Annotated in this window: 18 protein-coding genes and 1 tRNA gene; 9 read left to right on the top strand and 10 right to left on the bottom strand. The window is 57.4% G+C overall.

Annotation, left to right across the window (positions count from 1 at the left end; translation table 11 throughout):
* Positions 1-10: 10 nt before the first annotated feature.
* Both rpoH and ACR0EN_RS00695 read right to left on the bottom strand, forming a co-directional pair.
* Positions 11-907 carry an RNA polymerase sigma factor RpoH gene (gene rpoH, locus ACR0EN_RS00700; protein WP_170393423.1) on the bottom strand — a complete coding sequence of 299 codons (897 nt, stop codon included), beginning with the start codon at positions 905-907 and terminating at the stop codon, positions 11-13.
* 148 nt (positions 908-1,055) lie between these two features.
* Positions 1,056-2,090: an RluA family pseudouridine synthase gene (locus ACR0EN_RS00695; RefSeq protein ID WP_170817634.1), complete on the bottom strand. Its 1,035-nt coding sequence runs from the start codon at positions 2,088-2,090 to the stop codon at positions 1,056-1,058.
* Here ACR0EN_RS00695 and ACR0EN_RS00690 point away from each other — a divergent pair.
* Positions 2,089-2,391 (top strand): DUF6476 family protein, encoded by a 303-nt coding sequence (locus ACR0EN_RS00690; protein ID WP_170421127.1) that lies wholly within the window; start codon positions 2,089-2,091, stop codon positions 2,389-2,391. The genes ACR0EN_RS00695 and ACR0EN_RS00690 overlap by 2 nt on opposite strands.
* Position 2,392: 1 nt before the next feature.
* On the opposite strand, the gene ACR0EN_RS00685 is transcribed toward ACR0EN_RS00690, so the two are convergent.
* The 5 genes from ACR0EN_RS00685 to ACR0EN_RS00665 form a co-directional block, all read right to left on the bottom strand.
* Complete coding sequence (locus tag ACR0EN_RS00685; protein WP_480584747.1) at positions 2,393-4,393, bottom strand: tetratricopeptide repeat protein; 2,001 nt, start codon at positions 4,391-4,393, stop codon at positions 2,393-2,395.
* A gap of 155 nt (positions 4,394-4,548) precedes the next feature.
* On the bottom strand, positions 4,549-5,682 hold the full coding sequence (nagA, locus tag ACR0EN_RS00680; protein WP_480584744.1) for an N-acetylglucosamine-6-phosphate deacetylase: 1,134 nt from the start codon (positions 5,680-5,682) through the stop codon (positions 4,549-4,551).
* Entirely contained in the window at positions 5,679-6,707 is a 1,029-nt protein-coding gene (locus tag ACR0EN_RS00675) for an SIS domain-containing protein (RefSeq protein ID WP_480584741.1), read from the bottom strand. Before ACR0EN_RS00675 ends, nagA begins: the two co-directional genes overlap by 4 nt.
* Positions 6,708-6,719: 12 nt before the next feature.
* Positions 6,720-7,475, bottom strand: a complete 756-nt coding sequence (locus tag ACR0EN_RS00670) for a GntR family transcriptional regulator (RefSeq protein ID WP_170393434.1) — start codon at positions 7,473-7,475, stop codon at positions 6,720-6,722.
* Positions 7,462-8,349, bottom strand: coding sequence for a BadF/BadG/BcrA/BcrD ATPase family protein (locus ACR0EN_RS00665; RefSeq protein ID WP_170731894.1), 888 nt, complete (start codon positions 8,347-8,349; stop codon positions 7,462-7,464). The genes ACR0EN_RS00670 and ACR0EN_RS00665 overlap by 14 nt, the downstream gene beginning before the upstream one ends.
* 159 nt (positions 8,350-8,508) lie before the next feature.
* Here ACR0EN_RS00665 and ACR0EN_RS00660 point away from each other — a divergent pair, with 159 nt between their 5' ends.
* The 6 genes from ACR0EN_RS00660 (at position 8,509) to ACR0EN_RS00635 (ending at position 14,533) form a co-directional block, all read left to right on the top strand.
* Positions 8,509-9,432, top strand: a complete 924-nt coding sequence (locus ACR0EN_RS00660; protein ID WP_170662210.1) for an N-acetylmuramic acid 6-phosphate etherase — start codon at positions 8,509-8,511, stop codon at positions 9,430-9,432.
* Entirely contained in the window at positions 9,429-10,679 is a 1,251-nt protein-coding gene (locus tag ACR0EN_RS00655; protein WP_170393441.1) for an ABC transporter substrate-binding protein, read from the top strand. The genes ACR0EN_RS00660 and ACR0EN_RS00655 overlap by 4 nt, the downstream gene beginning before the upstream one ends.
* 66 nt (positions 10,680-10,745) lie before the next feature.
* Positions 10,746-11,660: a carbohydrate ABC transporter permease gene (locus tag ACR0EN_RS00650; protein ID WP_170421115.1), complete on the top strand. Its 915-nt coding sequence runs from the start codon at positions 10,746-10,748 to the stop codon at positions 11,658-11,660.
* A 10-nt stretch (positions 11,661-11,670) separates the two neighbouring features.
* Entirely contained in the window at positions 11,671-12,510 is an 840-nt protein-coding gene (locus ACR0EN_RS00645) for a carbohydrate ABC transporter permease (protein WP_170393445.1), read from the top strand.
* Positions 12,507-13,541, top strand: a complete 1,035-nt coding sequence (locus ACR0EN_RS00640; RefSeq protein WP_480584737.1) for a Gfo/Idh/MocA family protein — start codon at positions 12,507-12,509, stop codon at positions 13,539-13,541. Before ACR0EN_RS00645 ends, ACR0EN_RS00640 begins: the two co-directional genes overlap by 4 nt.
* The gene (locus tag ACR0EN_RS00635; protein WP_170817629.1) at positions 13,538-14,533 is read left to right on the top strand and encodes an ABC transporter ATP-binding protein; all 996 of its coding nucleotides are present in this window, start codon (positions 13,538-13,540) and stop codon (positions 14,531-14,533) included. Before ACR0EN_RS00640 ends, ACR0EN_RS00635 begins: the two co-directional genes overlap by 4 nt.
* A 27-nt stretch (positions 14,534-14,560) precedes the next feature.
* On the opposite strand, the gene ACR0EN_RS00630 is transcribed toward ACR0EN_RS00635, so the two are convergent.
* Positions 14,561-14,647 (bottom strand) — tRNA-Leu (locus tag ACR0EN_RS00630).
* A 129-nt stretch (positions 14,648-14,776) separates the two neighbouring features.
* Here ACR0EN_RS00630 and ACR0EN_RS00625 point away from each other — a divergent pair.
* Positions 14,777-15,436: a DsbA family oxidoreductase gene (locus tag ACR0EN_RS00625; RefSeq protein ID WP_170817628.1), complete on the top strand. Its 660-nt coding sequence runs from the start codon at positions 14,777-14,779 to the stop codon at positions 15,434-15,436.
* Positions 15,437-15,475: 39 nt separating this feature from the next.
* Positions 15,476-16,132, top strand: a complete 657-nt coding sequence (gene lipB / locus ACR0EN_RS00620) for a lipoyl(octanoyl) transferase LipB (protein ID WP_480584734.1) — start codon at positions 15,476-15,478, stop codon at positions 16,130-16,132.
* Between the two features lie 314 nt (positions 16,133-16,446).
* Here lipB and ACR0EN_RS00615 read toward each other — a convergent pair whose 3' ends face one another.
* Positions 16,447-17,382, bottom strand: coding sequence for a cation diffusion facilitator family transporter (locus ACR0EN_RS00615; RefSeq protein WP_480584731.1), 936 nt, complete (start codon positions 17,380-17,382; stop codon positions 16,447-16,449).
* Between the two features lie 486 nt (positions 17,383-17,868).
* Positions 17,869-18,288 (bottom strand): HIT family protein, encoded by a 420-nt coding sequence (locus ACR0EN_RS00610; protein ID WP_170510549.1) that lies wholly within the window; start codon positions 18,286-18,288, stop codon positions 17,869-17,871.
* Positions 18,289-18,428: the final 140 nt, after the last annotated feature.

Raw genomic sequence — 18,428 nt, 5'->3', positions numbered from 1 at the left:
CAGTCTGGGGTTAGTTTGAACCCAGCATACCTTTTTCGCGCGCAAGCTCTCGCATCTTCTTTTGCAGCTTCTCGAACGCGCGCACTTCGATCTGACGAATACGTTCACGGCTGACATTGTACTGCGTGCTCAGCTCTTCCAGCGTAACAGCCTGGTCCATCAGACGGCGCTGAGTCAGGATGTCTTTCTCGCGATCGTTCAGAACATCCAGCGCAGCAGCGAGCAATTCGCGCCGGGCTTCCAATTCATCGCGCGCCTCGTAGTCACCAGCCTGATCGGCATCTTCATCTTCCAGCCAATCCTGCCACTGCATGGTGCCTTCGCCTTCGGACCCCACGGTCGCGTTCAGCGAAGCATCGCCACCGGACATCCGACGGTTCATGCTGATCACTTCTTCCTCTGTCACTCCGAGGTCTTCTGCAATCTTGGCCACGTTTTCAGGACGCAGATCACCCTCTTCCAGCGCGCCAATGCGTGCCTTTGCTTTACGCAGGTTGAAGAACAGCTTTTTCTGCGCCGATGTTGTACCCAGTTTCACCATCGACCACGACCGAAGGACGTATTCCTGGATCGAAGCGCGGATCCACCACATGGCATAGGTCGCCAGCCGGAAGCCTTTTTCGGGGTCGAATTTCTTGACCGCCTGCATCAGGCCCACATTGGCCTCGGAAATCACCTCGGCCTGCGGCAGGCCATAACCGCGATATCCCATGGCGATCTTGGCCGCCAGACGCAGGTGTGACGTGACCATTTTATGCGCGGCCTCGGTATCCTGTTCCTCGACCCAGCGCTTGGCCAGCATATATTCTTCCTCCGGCTCCAGCAGAGGAAACTTGCGAATCTCCTGCATATAGCGGTTCAGCCCACCCTCGGGTGTCGGCGCTGGAAGATTTGAGTAATTTGCCATTTATTTTCTGCCCCTTGGACAAATGTTTAAGCCCTTAACATGGGATATGGGTACCAGACCCGATACATTCAAGAGGATCTGTTAACAGTCTGAGATTAACCCTATGTAAAGGAAAGCTGAAAAGGCCTTTTTCACAAGCCTTTGCAGTTTATTTCAGTGGTTTTCTGAGATTTTCCAGCAGGTCCGCCATATCCTGCGGCAGCGGGGCTTCAAAACGTAATACCTGGCCCGAAACCGGGTGTTCGAAGCCTAACACTGCTGCGTGCAGAGCTTGGCGGGGGAAAGCCTGCACCGCCTCGGCGGCCTCAGGCGTGAATGACCGCGCAGCCAGTTTGCGCTTTCCGCCGTAAACCGGGTCTCCGACAAGCCCGTGGCCGGCATGGGCCATATGGACACGGATTTGATGCGTTCGGCCCGTCTCAAGCCAGCATTCGATCAGAGAGAGGCTGCCCGGCGTTCCAAAAACCTCGACAATCCTTGCGCGCGTTACCGCATGGCGCCCACCGTGAAACAGCACAGCCTGCTTTTGTCGATCGGTCTTGTGCCGTGCCAGCTGTGTCGTCAGACGCATGATGTTGCCCGGCTCAAAGCTAACACCCTTGATCCCACGCAACCGAGGGTCATTGGCATCCGGCACACCATAGCAGATCGCGCGATAGTAGCGCTCGACGCTATGCGCCTCGAACTGGGCAGCCAGCCCGTGATGCGCCGCATCCGATTTCGCCACAACCAGCAACCCGCTGGTTTCCTTGTCGATCCGGTGCACGATGCCCGGGCGCTTGACGCCCCCAACACCCGAGAGATCATCCCCGCAATGATGCAGCAGCGCATTGACTAGCGTACCATTCGGCGAGCCCGGCGCCGGATGCACGACCATCCCTGCTGGTTTGTTGATCACGATCAGATCGTCGTCCTCATAGACGACTTCAAGTGGGATATCCTCAGCGCCGATATGACTATCTTCGGCTTCGGCCACGGTGATCCCAATCTGCGCGCCTTCGGTTATCTTAGCTTTGGGGTCTTCTACGGCGACGCCATCAACGGTGACGGCACCCTCATTGATCAGTCGGGCCAGCCGGGTGCGCGACAGGTTCTCTTCCGCTGGCACATCCCGCGCAAGCGCCTTATCAAGGCGGGGCGGCGGAGCGGCCGCGATATGAAACTCTATCAGGCGGGTGCCCATGACTGTCCCTTCCGAACCTCAGGAACCGCAGGAAACACCGCAGCTTCGACTGCTGCGGCGGATGGTCATGCTGTTGACCGCGGTAATGATTGGCGGGGTTCTAGTGACATTCGCCCTGATTGTCATCCGCCTATCGGACCGCACTCCGAAGCTGCCCGACCAGATCGAACTTCCGGACGGCGCAAAAGCGCAAGCGTTGACCATCGGCAACAACTGGTATGCGGTCGTGACCGAGGACAATCGGATTCTGATCTTCGACAAGACGACCGGAAACCTGCGCCAAGAGGTTACGCTGAACTAGTTTACGCCTGACCCGAAAGTCGATTCAGTTGATTGGTAAACCGCTTGTGGGGCGGATACAGGTCGCGCGCTTTCTCAAGATAGGGGCTTGCCTTGTTCTTGTTCCCGCGCCGCATGTGTATCTGGCCCGCCATGCCCTGAATAACGACGGTCACGTCATCAAGATCGGCAGCTTTCAGAATAAGCTTCTCGCCCTGCCCGATCTTGCCCGTCCGCTCAAACAAGCGACCCATGGCGAACATGAGAAACGGGCTTTCCGGGTCACAAGCTAGCGCCTCTGACATCGCTCGATGCGCAGCTACGGTATCGCCTTCTGCTTCGTAAAGTTCGGACAGCCGCTTTTGGTACAAGGCACTTTCCGGCACTTCAGCTACGATCTGGCGGGTTTTATCAATGGCGTGGGCCCCCGACAATTCCCCCAGATGCCTCTGTAGTATCACCCTCGCGCCCAACAATCGCGGGTCGTCTGCTGGTACGTCGTGAATCTCATCGAGTGAGGTAGAAAGCGCTTCCAATCTTTGTTGGTGATCAAAGATACGACTTGCGCGTTGATCCAGCGCCAACTCGGCCCAATCCAAGAGTATGAAATCGAAGTTGCAAGGACGCCTGACGACAACCTTACGCTGAACCAGATACAGGTTATTGAACGGTGCAAACCGGCGTTGCCGAACGACCTTCTGCAACGACCAATCCACAGGCGGCATTAGCCTAAGCGCAAGTTGGGCGCGGTAGAGCATTCTGGACCCCAGCACCACAACATCCGGCCGTAAGGGTTTGGACCAGAACGCTTTAGCAAAGTGCAGCGTCGCCGCACCGCGCTTGCCCTGCATGCCAAGAACAGCGCCGCGCAACGCGCACAAAACAGAATAGTCTTCGGGCCAGAGATGCGGGTTCTGCAATCCCTCATTTGCAAGTGCCTCGCTTTCCTGCCACTTCGACAGGTAAAAACAGTTCAGGGATTGCAGAAGTGGCATAAAGGCGTTGTCGGCCCCGGCGTCCAGAATAGGTTTCGCACTATCATACGCCTCTTCGCAGCGATCCTGCGCTGACAGATATTGCACCGCCTTTGAATAGATATGCGCCGCCTCTGAGGGATTCGGAAAGGCCGATGGCCCCTTCGCAACCCGTTCGATGAACCGCGCATTGGCCGCCTGCATCTCATCCCTGGACAATACATCGCGGAACACTTTACGCTGCTGCCCCGAAATCCGGGCTGCAGCCATTGAAAAGCCAGATATGTGTGGCGCGATCACCTGATCCGCCCGTGACATCGCAAAAAGCTCCAGAAAGTCCCGCTGCGCCCGCGTCAGAGCTGACAGATCAGCGATATCTGACATCTGCATGAGCTCCGGAAACCGTTGCTTGAAACGGTCTATCACCTCTGGCTGATCCGAAAACATGATCACCGTCTGGCCTTTGGATTTCTCCAGATGGGCCTCGTAAAACTCGTCAGGTTCGATCTTGGCGGGCCAGATTGAATGCTTCCATGGTAATCCGTTCAGGATTTCTGCGCGCCGAATGTGGTAAGCCGAAACCCCCTGCCCCGAGAGCTTCTGATCCGCGCGATACATGATCTGACGAACCTCATCCACAAATCCTACGCTATGTATGAAATCGCGATAGCGGGGACGGATGGTTTCGATATCTTCCCACGGGAAGCCAAATATCTCGCTCGCTTCTTCGACCAGAACCGAACGGCCAGAAGCCAAATGGTCGATCAGCCGCTCGGGCGATGGATCGTGTTGGAAGGCCCAAATTGGCAGAGCGGTCGCGCTTATCGCGTCGAACTCTGCCTGATCAAGGAAATGCGCATCCATCCAGTCTTTGGTGAATAACTCCTCGGGATGATCCAACTCCGGCGCATCGGCGCCTTGCGGGAACCAGTTCACCCGGTAGTCTGTCCCAAAGTCTTCGGCCAGACGGATACAGGTCAGGATCATCAGCAGGCGCGCGCCCAAACAATCCGTACGCTGACCAATGAAAACGCCACGCGTTTGGATCATTGCGCGATCCCGGTGGTCAATGCCCTGCCAATTATTCCAATTATCTGATACATACAGACATTCCCAAACCACGTTCGCCTAAGGTCTTACACAACCGCTACAGTTGAGGCGAGATGCGAAAAACGCGGTGTTTCGCAATTTGTTGCAATGCGAGGTTAAGCAACCGCCGGACGGGCCTGCGACAAGTCCGGAGAAATGCGAATGGCCTGCGAGATCAAGTTCAGGCGCGCGATTGAGCGCTGGGAAATGATATCCGCCGGAATGCGTGTGGCCGCTGCCAAGGCGTCCGTCAGTGAAACGCCGACATCCGTTGTCAACACGCGCAGCGCGGTGGTCAGGTTCAGATCGGCCCCGGCCAGGGTTCCATCCGGTAAGGTCAGCCTGCTGTTTTCACGTTGGATGACACGCCCTTCCAGCTTGAATTCCCGCAGATCCGTTCCAGCAACGGCCATCGCGTCGCTCACCAGAAACAGATGCCCCGGCCCCTGTTTAGCTGCAAAGGCGGCGCGCATCGTCTGCGGGTGAACATGGATTGCATCCGCTATCAACCCGGCAGACATCGCACCGCTGGACAAGACTGCGCCAACCAGCCCCGGTTCGCGGTTGCCCAACTGACTCATCGCGTTAAACAAATGGGTGGCGCAGTGCGCGCCCGCCTGTGCGTAAGCCACGCAGGTTTGAAACTCGGCATCACTGTGCCCCAACGACACGATGACATCCGCCTTGCTGAGCGTTTCGACCTGAGCAATCGTGACGCTTTCCGGCGCAAGCGTGACCATCAATGCAGGCAACGCCCCTGCCGCTTCTATCAGCTGTGCAAGATCAGCGTCCTGCATCCGGCGGATCAGCCCGCCGTCATGCGCGCCCTTGCGTCGCACCGAGAGATGCGGCCCCTCAAGATGCAAGCCGACAATCCCCTGAACTCCGCGCTGAATGGCCTGAGAAGCAGCAGAAATGGCAGCCGTTGTCTTTTCGGGCGTGTCCGTGATCAGCGTCGGAAGGATCGACGTCGCGCCAAGCTTGCGATGAGCCGCCGCAATACGCTGTAATGTCTCGACCGATGGATCGTCGTTGAACATGACGCCTCCGCCGCCATTCACCTGCAAATCTACATAGCCGGGGCTTAAAATATCACCCGACAGATCCTGAACCATCTCATCCGAAGGCAACTCGGCTTCGGGCAAAATACTGTCGAGCTGCCCGCCGACGAAACGGGCGGCGTGGCCGTCCTTCAGGGTTTTACCATCAAAGATAAGCCCGCCCGCGAAGGTGATCGTCGCATCGGTCATACCGTCTCCGTCACTTTCCGCAGGTGACGCGGTGCATCGGGATTGATGCCCCGGCGCGTGGCCACAGTTTCGACCATACCGTAGAACGAAGCGATTGAGGCTACCGGATCTGTCATCCAGTGCGTGGTGCGGACATGTGGTAGCCTCACGGCATCAGACACCTGATTGGTCGTTGCGAAGACTTTTGCGCCCTTAGCTGCGAGCGCATCGGCGACTTCGGCGATGTTGGCCTCAGCCGCGTCTCCGGACGAGAACGCAATCACCGGAAAGCCCTGATCCACGATCGAAACCGGGCCATGCAGAACTTCCGCCGAGGAATAGCTTTCCGCATGAATCTGGCAGGTTTCCTTGAATTTCAGCGCCGCCTCATTCGAAATTGCCCAGGACATCCCACGTCCCAACGTGAACAGGGATTGTCCATCGACTGCCTCGACCATCGCGCTCCAATCGCAGGTGATCGCCCGCGATAAATCTTCCGGCAATTTGTGAATTGCAGCCAGCAAGGTATCGTCGCCCTTGACCTCGGCCAGCAACCAAAGCCCGGCGACCAGAGAGGTGACGAAAGTCTTGGTGGCAGCCACGCTAAGCTCGGGGCCTGCAAGGATGGGCAGAGCCGAGGTGGCGTTCTGGGCCAGTGCAGACGTGGTATCGTTCGTGATCGCCACCGAATACGCGCCGCCTTCTGTCAGGGACTTCGTCAGCTGTACGATGTCGGGGCTTTGACCCGATTGGGAAACCGAAATACACAGCGCCCCAGGGCATCGCATATCGACCCCGTAGATCGATTTCACGCTCGGCCCAACCGAGGCCATGGGCAGGCCCAGCAGCAGTTCTGAAGCGTATTTCAGATAGCTGCAGGCATGGTCCGACGAACCTCGCGCAACCGAAATCAGGAAGCCGGGATCGTGCGCGCGGATCGCGCTTGCGGTCTTTGTAATCGCCGTGGCACCATCAGTGAGAAGCCGATCAACGGCAAAAGGTATCTCATTGATTTCCTGCCGCATTTGAGTTGTATCGCTGGACATGAGCCCCGCCTTTCAGGTTGACAGACGCAGCTCTGCCACGAAATCGTAAGCATCGCCGTGATAGATGGATCGGGTCAGTTCAGCAACGCGCCCGCTTTCTAGATACGAGGTCCGCTGAATGCGCAGCCCCGCCGTACCTTCAGCAACGTCCAGCAATCCAGCCTCGGTTGCTTCTAGATTGATGGCCGAGATTTTCTGGATCGCACGCACCGGGCGATTGCCCGAGTGTTCGAGAAAGGCGTAGAGCGATCCGGTAACCTCAGTCGGGTTAGGTAATATATCCAGCGGCAACGCCGCGCGTTCCAGCGCCATCGGTCGCCCGCCAGCCGCGCGCAGACGATGAATGCGGGCGACCTGATCACTCGCCGATAGGCCCAGCGCCAGCATCTCATCAGGTGACGGCAGGAATATTCCGCGCTCCAACCAGGTTGAAGTCGTTTCAAAACCGCGCCTCTCCATGTCTTCGGTAAACGAGGTCAAATGCGACAGCGACTGCTCAACCCGCGCAACCGCTTGACGCACGAATGATCCCGAGCCTTGCCGCTGTTCAATCGCGCCTTTGCGCACAAGTTCCTGAATCGCCTTGCGGACCGTCACCCGCGACAGGTCTGTCAGTTCGGCAATCTCGCGCTCGGGCGGGAGTGAACTGTTCGGGGCCAGAATACCCTCTTCGATCCCCTGCTCCAGCCGCTGCCGCAACTGCACGTAACGCGGACCGGCAGTCTGACCCAGCCAACCCTCGGGCCGCAAGAAGTCAGCAACGCTCATGTCGGGTCTCCTTTTGAAAGGCGTGGGCCAACGCGGTGGCACCGGTCAACGGATCGCCCAGCGGTTCGGCCAATTCCTGTTGCATTGGCGCAGGCAGAAATTCCGCATATTGCGGGCCGATGCCGCCGGTCAGGCAGATCGAAAGGCCGGGCATCCAGCCCATCGCCAACATCTGATCCGCCAAATACTGCGCACTATCCTCCATGATCGACAGCGCAAGCGCATCCCCTTGCTTTGCGTGTTGCGTGACAACAGGCGCCAGCGCTCCGAACTCGGTAGGCGACATCTTGGAGGCGGTCCTGACAATCCCAGCAGCGCCATCAAAACGCGACAACAGGCTGTCCGCCAATTCAGACGCAGGCTTCAGAGCGTCCACACAGTCAAGCGTAAAGGCCAAAGCCCGCCGCCCAACCCATTGCGCCGAGGCCTGATCCCCGAGAACAGGTCCCCAGCCCCCGGCAAATGACCTGCGATCCCCATTCTGGACCGCCAGAAAAGAACCCGTTCCGCAATGCGCTACGAAACCGTCTTTCGAACCCAACGCACCACGTAATGCGGCGGGCCTGTCATCTTCAATCAGAACATGGTCAAATGGCAGCTTTTCTGCCAGCCGATCAGCCAGCGCGCGCCCCGTGATACCGGCCAGCCCCAAGTAGGCTGGCGCACGAGCGATTTGAGTTGCCTCTAGTCCGGCACGTCGGGCCAAAGCAGCAATTCCGTGCATCAACTCAGCGCAGGCTGCGTCAAAATCGGTTGATACATTTGCCGCACCAACCTCGACACACTGAACCGCAGAGCCGTCTGAAACAGCAAGACGGCAGCGTGTTCCACCGCCATCAGCGGCCAGCACAATGGTATCAGAAGGGCGACTCATGGAGATACCTTTATAATACCTATTTCTAATTTTGAAGACCAAATTCCACAATAATGCAGTAATAGTTGTCTAAATCTTGAAAATAGTGGGTATAAAAATAAAATGGTAGACTAATGGTATCTAAAAGGTATGATATTCAAAATCTCGGGGGAGAATCACGTGACCAAGCCAGTTACCGAACAGCTACATCAAGACGCGATCGGACTTGACGCCCGACCGCTGACTGAGGTAGCCGAGCTGCTGGCCCGCTCGCAAGCCGACGCTGCCGCTGCCCCGCTTTCCTCGCTGCCCACCCTCTGCGCAGGCGCAAAAGCTATGGCGCAATCCATCCGATCGGGCGGGGTTTTGCGCTATTTGGCGGCAGGCTCTTCCGGCTTGATGGCCGCCTCGGATGCGCTGGAACTGGGGGGAACTTTTTCGATACCAGCCCGCCAGATTCGCATCCATATGGCAGGTGGATTGCCCTCAGGGGTAGAGATGCCGGGAGATGTCGAAGATGCCACCGACGGCCTTGCCCGTGAACTGGCCGATCTTTCTGCCAAAGACACCTTGATCACCGTCTCGGCCAGCGGAACCACACCGTACACAACCGCAGCAGCGCGGATCGCGCGGGACAGAGGCGCCACAGTTATCGGCATTGCCAATAACGGGGGCACCGAACTGTTGCAGCTTTCTGACCATCCAATCCTGCTTTCGACACCACCTGAACTGATCTCGGGCTCTACCCGCATGGGCGCTGGTACAGCGCAGAAAATCGCACTGAACATGCTTTCGACGCTGATGGCGATGGAGCTTGGGCATATTCAGGACGGCATGATGATCAATTTGCGTGCTGACAATGACAAGCTACGCGCCCGAGCCAACGGGATCGTCTGTCAGTTGACCGGCGTTTCCTCCGCTCAGGCTACAAAGGCGTTGACTGCGGCAGAGGGCAACCTCAAATGCGCGGCCCTTTTGGCTGTAGGCGCAGGGTCCCTGGACGCGGCGCAAGCAATGCTAAGCAACACCGACGATCACCTCCGCCCTGCGCTGGAGCGGATGAAACAAAACCAAGAAACCATCAACCTGGGAGATATCAAATGACACGCAAAGTTCTGAGCCTTGCCTTGATGAGCACGGCGCTGGTCACAAGCGCCTATGCGCAAGAGGCCACTTTGACCATCGAAAGCTGGCGAAACGACGATCTGGCGTTGTGGCAGGAGAAGATCATTCCGGCGTTCGAGGCCGAGAATCCCGGCATCAAAGTAATATTCTCGCCCTCTGCACCGGCAGAATACAACGCTGTCTTAAACTCAAAGCTCGAGGCCGGATCGGCTGGCGATCTGATTACCTGCCGTCCGTTTGATGCCTCGCTTGCGCTATACGAGTCGGGGCACCTGACCGATCTGTCTGATCTTGAGGCCATGGGAAATTTCTCGGACGTGGCCAAATCTGCGTGGCAAACCGATGACGGTTCGGCCAGTTTTTGCGTCCCGATGGCGTCAGTGATTCACGGCTTCATCTACAATAAAGATGCGTTCAATGAGTTGGGCATCGAAGTTCCAACTACCGAAGCTGAGTTCTTTGCCGCCCTCGATAAGATCAAGGAAGACGGTACCTATATCCCGATGGCGATGGGCACCAATGACCAGTGGGAAGCCGCAACGATGGGCTATAACAATATCGGCCCAAACTACTGGAAGGGTGAAGAAGGTCGTCAGGCGCTGATCAAAGGCGAGCAGAAGCTGACCGACCCCCAGTGGGTCGCCCCGTATGCGACACTGGCCAAGTGGGCGGACTACCTCGGCGACGGTTATGAGGCACAGACCTATCCCGACAGCCAGAACCTGTTCACCCTGGGTCGTGCAGCGGTCTATCCAGCAGGCAGCTGGGAAATCTCGGGCTTCAACACGCAGGCCGATTTCGAAATGGGCGCCTTTAAGCCACCGGTCCAGAACGCGGGCGATACCTGCTATATTTCGGACCACACCGATATCGGCATAGGCATGAACGCGGCGAGCGAAAACCAAGAAGCTGCGCGCACCTTCCTGGCTTGGGTCGCAAGCCCGGAATTCGCCAGCATCTTCGGTAACGCCCTACCCGGCTTTTTCCCGCTGTCCAGCACTCCGGTCGAGTTGGAAGACCCACTGGCCAAGGAAATCGTCGGTTGGCGGGATGAGTGCGAAAGCACAATCCGCTCGACCTACCAAATCTTGTCGCGCGGCACACCGAACCTCGAAAACGAGACTTGGGGTGCATCCGTTGCAGCCATCAAGGGTGCCGAGACACCCGAAGCGCTGGGTCAGCAACTGCAAGACGGTCTGGCCAGCTGGTACGCACCGCATCAGTAACACCTAGGCCACTCACACCGGACGCGGCTACCGCGTCGCGTCCGGACCTTTCCCCCGGAGATTCCCATGCAGACCCGCCGCATACGCTGGCACATTGCCGTTTTCCTCGCCCCTGCGGTGCTGGTCTACACGGCAGTGATGATCTTCCCCTTGTTCAACACACTGCGCCTCGCACTGTTCACCGAGGTTGATCAGACACGTATCTACGTGGGCTTGCAGAATTTTCGCACCCTGTTCTTCGATCCGATCTGGTCCGAGCAGTTCTGGAACGCTTTGGGCAACAACTTCTGGTTCTTCCTGATCCATATGCTGGTGCAGAACCCTATCGGTATCGCTCTGGCGGCACTACTTTCGCATCCCCGCCTGCGGTTTGCGGCGCTCTACCGGTCCGCGATCTTCATTCCGACCATTCTGAGCTTTGTGATCGTCGGTTTCGCGTGGAAGCTGATATTGTCCCCGCTTTGGGGCATCGCACCTTCAATGCTGGACGCCATTGGTCTGAAGTCGCTGTTTGCACCATGGCTGGGCAAGGAAGAATACGCGCTGACAACACTGGCACTTGTCTCGGTCTGGCAATTCGTCGGCATCCCGATGATGTTGATCTACGCCGCTCTGCTGTCGATCCCCGAAGAGATTCTTGAAGCCGGAGAAATAGACGGCATCACCGGTGCTTCGGCGTTCTGGAAGATCAAGCTGCCGTTGATCATTCCCTCGATTGGCATCATCTCGATCCTGACATTCGTCGGCAATTTCAACGCGTTCGACCTGATCTACGTCTCGCAAGGTGCGCTGGCAGGGCCGGATTTCTCAACCGATATCCTAGGCACCTTCATGTACCGCACCTTCTTTGGCTTCCAACTGCAACTGGGCGACCCGCATATGGGCTCCGCCATCGCTGGCGCCATGTTCGCGATCATCCTTGTGGGTGTCTGCATCTACCTCTTCGGCATCCAGACCCGGATGCGCCGGTATCAACTGTGAGGATAGCCGGATGAACAAAGCACGCCATAACCCGCTGAACACGGCCGCCATGCATGGGGCGCTGATCCTCTACACGTTGATCGCCCTCTTCCCGGTCTTCGTGATCATCATCAACAGCTTCAAAACCCGACGCTCGATTTTCCGCGAGCCGCTCGCTCTGCCCGATGCCGAAAGCTTTTCTCTCATCGGTTACCAGACGGTTATGAAACAGGGGGATTTCTTCCTCTATTTCCAAAACTCACTGATCGTGACCGTGGTGTCGCTGGCCTTCGTTCTGCTGTTCGGCGCCATGGCCGCTTTTGCCCTGAGCGAATACAAATTCAAGGGCAACACTCTGATGGGCCTCTATCTGGCGCTTGGGATTATGATCCCGATCCGCATCGGCACCGTGGCGATACTAGAGATGATGGTGGCAACCGGGTTGGTGAACACCCTTTGGGCCCTGATCCTTGTCTATACCGCGCAAGGTCTGCCGCTGGCGGTGTTCATCCTGTCTGAATTCATGCGGCAAGTCTCGGACGATCTGAAGAACGCAGGCCGCGTCGATGGGCTGTCCGAATACACCATATTCTTCCGATTGGTCCTACCGCTGGTCCGCCCCGCCATGGCGACCGTGGCCGTGTTCAACATGATCCCCATCTGGAACGACCTCTGGTTCCCGCTGATCCTTGCCCCGGCCGAGGAAACCAAAACACTGACGCTGGGCAGCCAGGTCTTTATCGGCCAGTTCGTCACCGACTGGAACGCGGTTCTGTCGGCGCTCAGCATGGCGATCCTGCCGGTGCTGGTGCTCTATGTCATCTTCTCGCGCCAACTGATCCGCGGCATCACTTCAGGAGCTGTCAAATGACCAAAGTTCTGATCGCTGGCCTCGGCAATATGGGGCTGAGCCACGCTTTGGCCCACCATCACCACCCGGACGCTGAAGTCGTGGGGCTGGTGAACCGGTCTGGCCGCGTGGATCATCCTGGCCTGACAGGCTATCCAGCCTATTCTGAGTTTCACACCGCTCTGGCCGAGACCAAGCCCGATCTGGTGGTCGTGGCGACCTACTCCGACAGCCACGCCGATTTCGCCTGCGCGGCGATGGAGGCCGGGGCGCATGTATTTGTCGAAAAGCCGCTAGCGACCACTGTGGCAGATGCCAAACGAGTCGTCGCGAAAGCCATTGAAACCAAACGCAAACTGATCATCGGCTACATCCTGCGCCATCACCCTTCATGGATGCGCCTTATTTCCGAGGCGCGCGACCTGGGCGGGCCCTACGTGTTCCGGCTGAATCTCAACCAACAAAGCAGCGGGGCCGAGTGGGAAACACACAAAGCTCTGATGCAGACCACCTCGCCCATCGTCGATTGCGGTGTGCATTATGTCGACGTGATGTGTCAGATCACTGACTCCGACCCCGTGCGAGTCCACGGCATGGGCCTGCGCCTAAGCGATGAGATCGCCGAAGACATGTACAACTACGGCCAGTTTCAGGTGGTCTTCGAGGATGGCTCGGTCGGCTGGTATGAGGCCGGTTGGGGCCCGATGATGTCCGAAACCGCGTTCTTCGTGAAAGACATCGTGTCGCCCAACGGCTCGGTCTCGATCACCGATGGCAACAAGGGCGCATCCGCCGATATCGACGGACACACCAAGGTTGGCGGCCTTCTGGTCCATCGCCCCGATGGCGACCAGACAATCGACATGCCCGATGAGCCCGGCCATCAGCAGCTCTGCGATGCCGAACAAGCCTATATGCTGCGCGCCATCGCCGAGGACATCGACCTGACCCGCCATATGAACGACGCCGTGCAATCGCTGGCCATCTGTCTAGCTGCCGATGAAAGCATCCGCATTGGCCAACCCATTTCGCTGAAAGAGGCACGCACATGACCGCCCTGACGCTGACAAACGTGAACAAGTCCTTCGGCACTGTCGAGGTACTGAAAGATATTAACATCGAAGTCGAAGACGGAGAATTCGTCGTCTTCGTCGGCCCCTCCGGCTGCGGCAAGTCCACCCTGCTACGCGTGATCGCGGGGCTGGAGGACGTGACCTCGGGCGAAGTGCGCATTGCCGGAGAGGTGATGAACCTTACGCCCCCCTCGAAACGCGGCATCGCGATGGTGTTCCAAAGCTATGCACTCTATCCCCACCTGAATGTGCGCAAGAACATGTCGCTGGCACTGAAACAGGAAGGCCAGAGCAAGCAGGTCATCGAAGAACGCGTCGCCAAGGCCAGCAAGATGCTGAACCTTGAGCCCTATATCGACCGTTACCCCTCAGAACTGTCAGGCGGCCAGCGCCAACGTGTCGCCATCGGGCGTGCCATTGTGCGTGAACCCAAACTGTTTCTGTTTGACGAACCCTTATCCAATCTGGACGCCGCCCTGCGTATGAATACGCGACTGGAAATCGCCAATCTGCATCAGCAGCTCGATGCATCGATGATCTACGTCACCCACGACCAGACCGAGGCGATGACGCTCGCTGACAAGATCGTCGTCCTGCGCGACGGGCGCGTTGAACAGGTTGGCAGCCCGATGGAGCTATATAATAACCCCGCCAACCAGTTCGTCGCGGGTTTCCTTGGCGCTCCGTCGATGAATTTCTTCCCCGCCAGCGTGATCGGCGACAGCGCGGACACAACATTGGGCATCCGCCCAGAGGACTTGTACTTATCCGACGAAGGCCCCCTGACCGCAAACGTGACCCATGTTGAGCATCTGGGTGGAGACACAAACGTGATCGCGATGATGCAAGACCACCAGATAACCGCGCGCCTGTTCGGCCAGCATCAGGTCAACGCTGGTGAATCCGTCCATTTCGGCTACGCCCAAGATCGAACCTATCGCTTCAACCAACAGGGCGCCCGTCTCACCTGACAATTTCGGGTAAAGATCTCAGGATGTTGGTGCGGTCGAGAAGACTCGAACTTCCACGGGTGTTACCCCACAGCGACCTCAACGCTGCGCGTCTACCAATTCCGCCACGACCGCAATGCCAATGACTTGGTAGAGGGGCGTATAGACGCTGAGCCGCGCGATGTGAAGAGGCAAAAACACAGCCGATTGAAATCACGTGCTTTAGCCATATCTAACCGCGATACAATGCAATCTGGAGCAGCCATGCCCTCGCCCGATCCCCGCCCTACAGTGCAGATTGATGTCGTCTCGGATGTGGTCTGTCCGTGGTGTATTGTCGGCTTTCGTCAACTCGATGCCGCACTGAAGCAAGAGAATGTGCTGGCCAGATTGCGCTGGCATCCGTTCGAACTGAACCCCAACATGGGGCCAGAGGGACAGAACCTGAGGGAGCATATTGCCGAGAAATATGGCTCGACGCCCGAACAAAGCCAGCAGGCGCGCGAGCGGTTGACTGCGTTGGGCACTGAACTTGGGTTCACCTTCAATTTCACTGATGACAGCAGAATCGTGAACACCTTTGCCGCGCATCAACTGCTTGACTGGGCGGAAACACAGGGGCGTCAGCATCCGCTGAAACTGACCCTGTTCGAAACCTATTTCACCAAGCAACAGGATGTCTCTGACGTCGAAGTGTTGATGGGCGCGGTCGAGGCAGCCGGGCTCGACCCGGAGGCGGCGCGAACCGCACTTGAATCAGGTGCGCATGCCCAACCGGTGCGTGAAAAACAAGATTTCTGGAGCAGCCGGGGTATCTCGGGCGTGCCTTCGATGGTGCTTGGAGGGAAATATCTGCTGACCGGCGCACAGGGCACGGACACTTATACGCAGGTCCTGCAACGCTGCCTGGCCGAGGCCGCCTGACCCCTTCCCCCTGCCCCGCAGACGGTCTAAGGAACGAGCATGGAATGGAAGACTACCGACGAGCTGATCGACTACGACGAGGCCACTGCCTTCATGGAGGCGCGCGTTGCTGCGATTGCAGCGGGTGAGGCGGACGAATGCATTTGGCTGTTGGAACACCCTCCGCTTTATACCGCTGGGACTTCTGCCAAGCGAGAAGATCTGACCGATCCGGATCGCTTTCCGGTCTATGAAAGCAAGCGCGGTGGACAGTACACCTATCACGGCCCCGGTCAGCGCGTTGTTTACGTCATGCTTGATGTGGGCAAACGCGGTCATGATGTGCGCCGCTTTGTGCAGCAGCTTGAGGCGTGGGTGATTGCGGCTCTGGCCGAGTTCAATGTCACCGGTGAGATCCGCGACGGCCGCGTGGGCGTCTGGGTGCAACGGCAAGACAAGCCGCTGACGATCACCGGCCAGCCAGCCGAGGACAAGATCGCGGCCATCGGCATTCGCCTACGGAAATGGATCAGCTTTCACGGCATCTCAATCAATGTCGAGCCGAACCTGTCACATTTCACCGGTATCGTGCCCTGCGGAATTCAGGAACACGGGGTGACCTCACTGGTCGATCTTGGGTTGCCGGTGACCATGGATGACGTCGATGTTGCGCTAAAAAAGACCTTTGATGAGGTCTTCGCCACCGAAGGCGCCTAGTTTATAGGTGATTCCACGTATTCGGACAGATCTGGCCAGAATACGCAAAAGACAATGCTAGTATTTGGGGCACTCTGTTTCGAAAATCATTCAGAAAATTCCTTTGAATGGTCTCAATTCGCCTCAAATTCAGGGATTCTTCACATCCTCTCCTTACAAACGCCATCTGAACACATAGTATGTAATGACCGTTCATGAGTGAGTGGTGTGTTAACCGGTGATCTCAGGGCTGCCCTGCGAAATCCGTGAAAGTGTTTGGTTACGAGTCTGCCGTTCCGACCCCATATCGGAACGGCAATTCTCGTTTTAGGCCCCTAAATCTGTTGATGCCCAAATCGGGTTGATCCAACGCAAGCGTGCCCGCTGGCTTCGATTTCAAGCGTAACATGGCCAAGCCCAAACTTGTTCTGCAGAACCTGCTTGACCATCACCCGGATATCCTCGGCACTATCTTGTGCGTCGGGTTTGATGACCAGATGCGCCGACAGCGCGGGCTCACGCTCCTGCATGCTCCACAGATGGATGTGGTGAACTCCTGCCACGCCCGATACGCCTTCAATGGCTGTGGCGACCTCTTCCGGATCCAATTCTGTTGGCGCGCCCAACATCAGAACGCGTATGGTTTCACCGATCTCGGATTTGACGTGCCAAAGGATGTAAAGTGAGATCATGATGGTGACCGCTGGGTCGACCCAAGTCCAGTTGAAGACAATTACAGCGGTACCTGCGACAATCACGGCGACGGACCCCAATGCGTCGGCCACATTGTGCAGGAATGCCGCACGAATATTCATGCTGTCCTTGGACATGGAATAGGTCAGCATAGCGGTGACAAGGTCGACGACCAATGCGATCCCAGCGATCCAGACAACGATCCAGCCATTAACCGGCTCGGGCTCCACAAACCGCATTACGCCTTCGTACAGCAGATAAACCGACAGAACGATCAGTGTTGTGTAGTTAACCAGCGCCGCTACAACCTCGGCCCGGCCATACCCGAAACTCATACGCGCGTTTGCGGGTCGACGAGCGATCTTGCGGGCAAAGAATGCGATGACCAGCGCGATCGCATCTGACAGGTTGTGCAAGGCGTCCGCAATCAAGGCGAGCGACCCTGAAATAACCCCGCCCACAATCTGCGCCAGCGTCAAGAACAAATTGACCGCGATGGCCCAGGCAACGCGCGCATCTCCGGCCTGCGGATCAACATGCGCGTGGCTGTGCCCTTTGTGGGAATGCTGATGAGCCATTTTAGTGAGTCCTATTTTCTAAATCACCATGCTACATAATTCCTCTAGTGACTAGAGGTTCAAGGGGGTGTTTTCGAAAATGAATGCAATCGGGGCTCCCTCATTTCGCACTGGATTCAAAGCACCTACGATCCGGTTCTGGACTTCTACCGCCGTTCGAACCTACTGCGGGTAATCGGCGCCGCTATGACGAAACCGCGCTGCGGCGGTTGCAATGCGTACGCCATGGCCAAGATCTGGCCACCCGCTGGCCCAATTAGAGGCTTTGCTCACACTCGAAAGTGCAAATGGAAAAACTTGAACCGGGCTAATGATATCGCCGGACAGCAGCCTGATGATTTACGAGTCCGGATCGCACGCATGAAATGAATGGAACAAGACTGATCCGTATTCCTCAGGTCTGCGACGGGCAGCGCGATTACGCAAGTGTCGTGCTCCATGCGTTTGGTGATCACGTCGCCTGCGACAGCTCGCTTCGAAGGTGGATCAGGTCAGTGCCGCGCGGATCTTGTCGGCGTGTTGAGCAATCAGGTCAAAATCGCCCATTTTACCGGGCGGGCGTATCGAGACGCCCTCGTGGCGCGGCAATACATGCACATGCAGGTGAAATACCTCTTGCCCGCCTGCGGCCTCATTGAATTGTTGAACGGTGACGCCATCTGCGCCAAACGCTTCTTTCACAGCGTGAGCCATCTTCTGTACCGTCGCCATCACCGCTGCCAGTTGCTCGGGCGTTGCATCCAGCATGTTGCGACAGGGGGTTTTGGGGATCACCAACAAATGCCCGTCCGCCCGGGGCATGATATCCATCAGCGCGACGGTGTCGTCGTCTTCATACACACGGTTTGACGGGATTTCTCCGCGCAGGATCTTGGCAAAGACATTTTCGGGATCATAAGCGGTCATTACAGGCCTCCGGTGTTGGATTTACCCGTTGTTCTGAGCCGCCGCTTGATGCGGGTCAAGCGGGTTTCCCCGTCACCACTTGTAATCGCGGACTGAATCCCCAAATCCCTCGCATCCGAGGTCAGATTATCGCGCAGCAC

This window comes from Ruegeria sp. AB7, from assembly GCF_056542625.1.
The sequence above is the reverse complement of the archived record's forward strand: the minus strand, read 5'-3'. Positions and strand labels throughout refer to the sequence as shown.

Bases quoted from the DNA above. Each gene is read 5' to 3' on its own strand.
- rpoH (WP_170393423.1), bottom strand. From the start codon at position 907: ATGGCAAATTACTCAAATCTTCCAGCGCCGACACCCGAGGGTGGGCTG.
- ACR0EN_RS00690 (WP_170421127.1), top strand. From the start codon at position 2,089: ATGACTGTCCCTTCCGAACCTCAGGAACCGCAGGAAACACCGCAGCTT.
- ACR0EN_RS00695 (WP_170817634.1), bottom strand. From the start codon at position 2,090: ATGGGCACCCGCCTGATAGAGTTTCATATCGCGGCCGCTCCGCCGCCC.
- ACR0EN_RS00685 (WP_480584747.1), bottom strand. From the start codon at position 4,393: ATGATCCAAACGCGTGGCGTTTTCATTGGTCAGCGTACGGATTGTTTG.
- nagA (WP_480584744.1), bottom strand. From the start codon at position 5,682: ATGACCGATGCGACGATCACCTTCGCGGGCGGGCTTATCTTTGATGGT.
- ACR0EN_RS00675 (WP_480584741.1), bottom strand. From the start codon at position 6,707: ATGTCCAGCGATACAACTCAAATGCGGCAGGAAATCAATGAGATACCT.
- ACR0EN_RS00670 (WP_170393434.1), bottom strand. From the start codon at position 7,475: ATGAGCGTTGCTGACTTCTTGCGGCCCGAGGGTTGGCTGGGTCAGACT.
- ACR0EN_RS00665 (WP_170731894.1), bottom strand. From the start codon at position 8,349: ATGAGTCGCCCTTCTGATACCATTGTGCTGGCCGCTGATGGCGGTGGA.
- ACR0EN_RS00655 (WP_170393441.1), top strand. From the start codon at position 9,429: ATGACACGCAAAGTTCTGAGCCTTGCCTTGATGAGCACGGCGCTGGTC.
- ACR0EN_RS00650 (WP_170421115.1), top strand. From the start codon at position 10,746: ATGCAGACCCGCCGCATACGCTGGCACATTGCCGTTTTCCTCGCCCCT.
- ACR0EN_RS00645 (WP_170393445.1), top strand. From the start codon at position 11,671: ATGAACAAAGCACGCCATAACCCGCTGAACACGGCCGCCATGCATGGG.
- ACR0EN_RS00640 (WP_480584737.1), top strand. From the start codon at position 12,507: ATGACCAAAGTTCTGATCGCTGGCCTCGGCAATATGGGGCTGAGCCAC.
- ACR0EN_RS00635 (WP_170817629.1), top strand. From the start codon at position 13,538: ATGACCGCCCTGACGCTGACAAACGTGAACAAGTCCTTCGGCACTGTC.
- ACR0EN_RS00625 (WP_170817628.1), top strand. From the start codon at position 14,777: ATGCCCTCGCCCGATCCCCGCCCTACAGTGCAGATTGATGTCGTCTCG.
- lipB (WP_480584734.1), top strand. From the start codon at position 15,476: ATGGAATGGAAGACTACCGACGAGCTGATCGACTACGACGAGGCCACT.
- ACR0EN_RS00615 (WP_480584731.1), bottom strand. From the start codon at position 17,382: ATGGCTCATCAGCATTCCCACAAAGGGCACAGCCACGCGCATGTTGAT.
- ACR0EN_RS00610 (WP_170510549.1), bottom strand. From the start codon at position 18,288: ATGACCGCTTATGATCCCGAAAATGTCTTTGCCAAGATCCTGCGCGGA.